The sequence below is a fragment of the Gemmatimonadales bacterium genome (genome assembly GCA_035502185.1).
In the GTDB taxonomy this organism is placed as follows: Bacteria; Gemmatimonadota; Gemmatimonadetes; order Gemmatimonadales; family JACORV01; genus Fen-1245.
In genome coordinates this window covers 1-4,807 of record DATJUT010000013.1, presented here as the reverse complement: position 1 = coordinate 4,807, position 4,807 = coordinate 1, and the positions used below count along the sequence as shown (strand labels likewise).

General features: G+C 69.2%; 6 protein-coding genes. All 6 read left to right on the top strand.

The window, feature by feature from the left end; genetic code table 11:
- Positions 1–58 precede the first annotated feature (58 nt).
- Positions 59–559 carry a hydrogenase iron-sulfur subunit gene (locus VMF70_01440; GenBank protein ID HTT66668.1) on the top strand — a complete coding sequence of 167 codons (501 nt, stop codon included), beginning with the start codon at positions 59–61 and terminating at the stop codon, positions 557–559.
- A complete protein-coding gene (locus tag VMF70_01435) occupies positions 556–1,539 on the top strand; it encodes a F420-nonreducing hydrogenase (protein ID HTT66667.1) in 984 nt (327 codons plus the stop codon). The genes VMF70_01440 and VMF70_01435 overlap by 4 nt, the downstream gene beginning before the upstream one ends.
- A gap of 65 nt (positions 1,540–1,604) precedes the next feature.
- Positions 1,605–2,024 carry a response regulator gene (locus tag VMF70_01430; GenBank protein HTT66666.1) on the top strand — a complete coding sequence of 140 codons (420 nt, stop codon included), beginning with the start codon at positions 1,605–1,607 and terminating at the stop codon, positions 2,022–2,024.
- 10 nt (positions 2,025–2,034) lie between these two features.
- Positions 2,035–2,598 carry a 4Fe-4S dicluster domain-containing protein gene (locus VMF70_01425; protein HTT66665.1) on the top strand — a complete coding sequence of 188 codons (564 nt, stop codon included), beginning with the start codon at positions 2,035–2,037 and terminating at the stop codon, positions 2,596–2,598.
- Positions 2,595–3,557: a CoB--CoM heterodisulfide reductase iron-sulfur subunit B family protein gene (locus VMF70_01420; GenBank protein ID HTT66664.1), complete on the top strand. Its 963-nt coding sequence runs from the start codon at positions 2,595–2,597 to the stop codon at positions 3,555–3,557. The genes VMF70_01425 and VMF70_01420 overlap by 4 nt, the downstream gene beginning before the upstream one ends.
- On the top strand, positions 3,554–4,807 hold a 1,254-nt coding region (locus tag VMF70_01415; protein ID HTT66663.1), incomplete at its 3' end, for a Ni/Fe hydrogenase subunit alpha. The genes VMF70_01420 and VMF70_01415, both read left to right, overlap by 4 nt.

The following is a 4,807-nucleotide window of genomic DNA, read 5'->3' as shown; positions in this document are numbered from 1 at the left end:
CGGCAGCACATGTTCGAGGACGAGGAGATCTACGACGAGATCGGGGGAGTGCTGGCGTATGCCTGAGACGACCAAGGAAGCGGCCCCGGGGGCGACGGCGGCCCAGGAGCGGTTCGAGCCGAGGATCGTCGCCTTCTTCTGCAACTGGTGCACGTACCTGGCGGCCGATCTCGCGGGCACGACCCGGCTCAAGTACGCGCCGAACGTGCGGGTGGTGCGCGTGATGTGCTCCGGGCGGATCGACCCGCAGTTCGTGCTCGAGGCCTTCGCCAAGGGCGCGGACGGCGTGCTGATCGGCGGGTGCCATCCCGGCGACTGCCACTACGAGTCCGGCAACTACAAGACCCTGCGCCGCTACGCGCTGCTGCACCGGATGCTCGCGGAACTGGGCATCGAGGAGGAGCGGTTCCGGCTCGAGTGGATCTCGGCGTCGGAGGCGGAGCCCCTGCGGGTGGTGGTGAACGACATGGTGGAGAAGGTCCGGGCCCTCGGGCCGCTCAACCTGGAGATCCCGGCGGAGCGCACGCCCGAGCCGGTCGAGGAGGTCGCGGTTCCATGACGGCCAAGCCGAAGGTCGCGTTCTACTGGTGCGCCTCGTGCGGCGGATGCGAGGAAGCCGTGGTGGACCTCGCCGAGAAGGTGCTCGACGTGGTGGCCGCGGTGGACATCGTGTTCTGGCCGGTGGCGCTCGACTTCAAGCGCCACGACGTCGAGGCGATGGCCGACGGCTCGTTGGCCGCCGCGTTCATCAACGGCGCCATCCGCAGCACCGAGCAGGAGGAGATGGTGCACATGCTGCGCCGCAAGGCGCAGGTGGTCGTCGCCTTCGGCTCCTGCTCGCACACGGGCGGCATTCCCGGGCTGGCGAACCTCTCCGACCGCGAGGCCGTGATGGCGACGGCCTACCGCGAGAGTCCCAGCCTCGTCAATCCGGACGGCGTGATGCCGCAGCTGGGCTACGACGAGAACGGCCACCACGTGAGCCTGCCGGAGCTGTACGACACCGTGCGCACGCTGGACCAGGTGATCGACGTCGACTACTACCTGCCCGGCTGCGCCCCGACGCCCACCCTCATCGCCAACGCGGTGATGGCCCTGCTCTCGGGCAACCTGCCGGCCAAGGGCAGCGTGCTGGCACCGGACGTGGCGCTGTGCGACGAGTGCCCGCGACAGAAGACCAAGCCGGAGAAGCTGGCCCTCAGCGCGTTCAAGCGGCCCTCCGAGGTGGTGCTGAACCAGGAGGACTGCCTGCTCGCGCAGGGCGTGCTCTGTCTCGGCGCCGCGACGCGCTCGGGGTGCGACGCGCTGTGCATCAAGGGCAACATGCCCTGCACGGGATGCTTCGGGCCCACCAGCCGGGTCCGGGACCACGGGATCAAGGCCATGTCGGGCATCGCCTCGACCATCGGCAGCAACGACGCCGCCGAGATCGAGAAGATCGTGACCGCGATCCCCGACCCGATCGGGACGTTCTACCGCTACAGCCTGGCCGCGTCGCTCCTGAGGCGGCGGCGGCTGGGCGCGCCGGCGTTGTACTGAGGACGAGGCATACCGCCGTTGCCCGGGCAGGCGGCCCGGCCGGCCACCGAGAGGGAAGGGCGCAGATGAGCGAGCGGAAGAAGCTGATGATCATCGACGACGACCCCGAGTACGTCGCGGCCACCCGGGCCGTGCTCGAGGGGGCCGGCTACGAGACCGACGTCGCCTACAACCCCCGCGAGGGGCTGGCGGCGCTCCGGGCCCACCGGCACGACCTGCTGCTCCTCGACCTGCTGATGGGGCGGGGGGCGGAGGGCGTCACCGTGGCGCGCGCCATCCGGGCGGACCCGGGCCTCAAGCGGCTCCCGATCCTGGTGGTCACGGGGCTCCGCACGCAGCTCGCCTCGATCTTCGGGAACCGCGCGCTCCACACGGACGACATCCCGCTCGACGACCTGCTCGAGAAGCCGGTGGTGCCCGCCGTGCTGCTGGAGAAGGTCGCGGCCCTGCTTCACCCGGCGGCGTCGGCACAGCCGGTGTCCTGAGGGGAGTGCCATGAAGACGACGATGTCCTTCGCGGACGAGATCTCCAACGTGATGTACGCGACGGGTACGCGCGGATTGAACAGCTGCATCCAGTGCGCGACCTGCTCGGCGACCTGTCCGGCGGCGGACTACATGGATCACACGCCGCGCCGGCTCATCGCCATGATCAACGCGGGGCTCAAGGACGAGGTGCTGGCCAGCAACACGTTCTGGACCTGCGCCTCGTGCTATTCCTGTTCCGCGCGCTGCCCGAAGGAGATCAAGCCCTCCGAGCTGATGTACGCGCTCAAGCGCTACTCCATCTGGCACCGTCGCTACCGCAGCAGGCTGGTCGGCCCCGCCTTCTCCCGCCGCTTCGTGCGGACCATCATGCGCACCGGCAAGTCGTACGAGCCGGGCTACGCGCCCGCATTCATCTTCGAGGGCGGGCCGGTTGGCATGGTGCGGGAGATGCGGTTCGCGATGCGGCTGATGGCCAAGCGCCGGATCGCGCTGGTGCCCTCGCGCGTCAAGCGGGTCGCGAACTTCCGGCGGATGCTGAGCCGGATCATGCCTCTGGAAGGTGTCGCATGAAGCGGTACGCCTACTACCCGGGGTGCTCGGCGGAAACCGTCTCCGCGAGCTACCACGTGTCCACGCTCGAGACCGGCGCCCGGCTCGGCATCGAGTTCCAGGAGATCGAGGACTGGAACTGCTGCGGGGCCACCCCGTACACCAACATCGACGAGCTGCTGGCGCACGGCCTGTGCGCGCGCAACCTGGCCATCGCCGAGAAGGCCGGCCTCGACGTCGTGGCGCCGTGCAACGCGTGCTTCAAGAACCTCCACCACGCCAACGCCGAGCTGAAGGCCGACAAGGACCTCGCGGAGCACATCAACTTCGCGCTCGAGGCCGACGGCCTGCACTACGGCGGCGCGGTGAACGTCCATCACCTGATCCACGTGTTCGTGAAGGACGTGGGCCTCGACGCGATCAAGAAGCAGGTGAAGCAGCCCCTCAAGGGCCTGAAGGTCGCCGCCTACTACGGCTGCCAGCTGGTCAGGCCGGACCGCGGCGACGGGTTCGATCCCGAGGCCCCGAGCTACTTCGAGGACCTCCTGAAGACGATCGGCGCCGACGCCGTGGACTTTCCGTACCGGCTGCACTGCTGCGGGGCGTCGCTGATGATCGCCAACCGGCGGGCCGCCCTCGCGATGGTGCGCGACCTGCTGCGGGCCGCGGTGCAGGCGAAGGCCGACGTGATCGCCACCGCCTGCCCGCTGTGCCAGCTCAATCTGGAATGCTACCAGCAGGACGTGAACCGCGAGTTCGGCACCAAGTACAAGATCCCGGTGCTGTACTTCACCCAGCTGATGGGGCTCGCGATGGGCATCGAGCCCAGGAAGCTGGGGATCGGCACCGAGGTCGTATCGCCGCAGCCCGTGCTGGACTGCGTGGCGCGCCGGCCGGCCCCCGCGGCGGCGGCGGCGCCCGCGAAGCCGGCGGCGGCTCCGGCGGCGGTGCCTCAAACCGTGAAGGCGGGACAACCATGACGCAGGCGACGACGCCGGCCGGCTCGCCGGCCGCCAAGACCGCCCCGGGTGGCGGGCGCAAGATCAGTATCGACCCGATCACCCGGCTCGAGGGCCACGGGAAGATCGAGATCTTCCTCGACGAGCGGGGCGACGTCAGCCGCGCCTTCATGCAGGTCCCGGAGCTGCGCGGCTTCGAGCAGTTCGCCAAGGGCCGCCTCGCCGAAGACATGCCGCAGATCACCTCGCGCATCTGCGGGGTCTGCCCGACCGCGCACCACATGGCGGCGACCAAGGCCCTGGACGACCTGTACCAGGTCGAGCCGCCGCCCGCCGGGAAGGCGATCCGCGAGCTGGTCTACAACGCGTTCATGGCCGAGGACCACGCGCTGCACTTCTACTTCCTCGGCGGGCCGGACTTCGTGGTCGGCCCCACGGCGCCCGCGGCCGAGCGGAACATCCTCGGCGTCATCGCCAAGGTGGGCACCGAGACCGGCAAGACGGTCATCGCGATGCGGCGGCGGCTGCGCGAGCTGATCGCCATCGCCGGCGGCAAGGTCATCCACCCCGTCCTGGGACTCCCCGGCGGCGTCGCCAAGCCGATCAAGCCGGAGGAGCAGAAGCAGTTCCAGGTGCTGGCCGCCGACGCGGTCAAGTTCGCCCAGTTCACGCTGCAGGTGTTCGAGGACGTCGTCCTCAAGAACCCGGAGTACGTGAAGCTCATCACCTCCGACACCTTCACCCACCGTACCAACTACATGGGCATGGTGGACGACCAGGACCGGCCGAATTTCTACGACGGCAAGCTCAAGGTCGTGTCGCCGGAAGGCAAGGAGATCGCCCGGTTCGCGGCCCGGCAATACCTCGACTTCATCGCCGAGCACGTCGAGCCGTGGAGCTACATGAAGTTCTGCTACCTCAAGCCGCTGGGGTGGAAGGGCTTCACCGAGGGCGCGGACAGCGGGATCTACGCAGTGGCGCCGCTGGCGCGGCTCAACGTCGCGTCGGGCATGGCGACGCCGCTCGCGCAGCAGGCCTACGAGAAGATGTTCGAGACGCTCGGCGGCAAGCCGGTGCACCACACGCTCGGCAACCACTGGGCCCGCGTCATCGAGCTGCTGTACGCGACGGAGCGGCTGCAGGAGATTGCCGCCGATCCGGTGCTGGTGGACAAGAACGTCCGCACCCTGCCCACGGTGAAGCCGTCCGAGGGCGTCGGCGTCGTCGAGGCGCCGCGCGGGACGCTGATCCACCACTACAAGACCGACGAG

Coding starts and splice junctions, on each gene's coding strand:
- VMF70_01440 (HTT66668.1), top strand. CDS start 59: ATGCCTGAGACGACCAAGGAAGCGGCCCCGGGGGCGACGGCGGCCCAG.
- VMF70_01435 (HTT66667.1), top strand. CDS start 556: ATGACGGCCAAGCCGAAGGTCGCGTTCTACTGGTGCGCCTCGTGCGGC.
- VMF70_01430 (HTT66666.1), top strand. CDS start 1,605: ATGAGCGAGCGGAAGAAGCTGATGATCATCGACGACGACCCCGAGTAC.
- VMF70_01425 (HTT66665.1), top strand. CDS start 2,035: ATGAAGACGACGATGTCCTTCGCGGACGAGATCTCCAACGTGATGTAC.
- VMF70_01420 (HTT66664.1), top strand. CDS start 2,595: ATGAAGCGGTACGCCTACTACCCGGGGTGCTCGGCGGAAACCGTCTCC.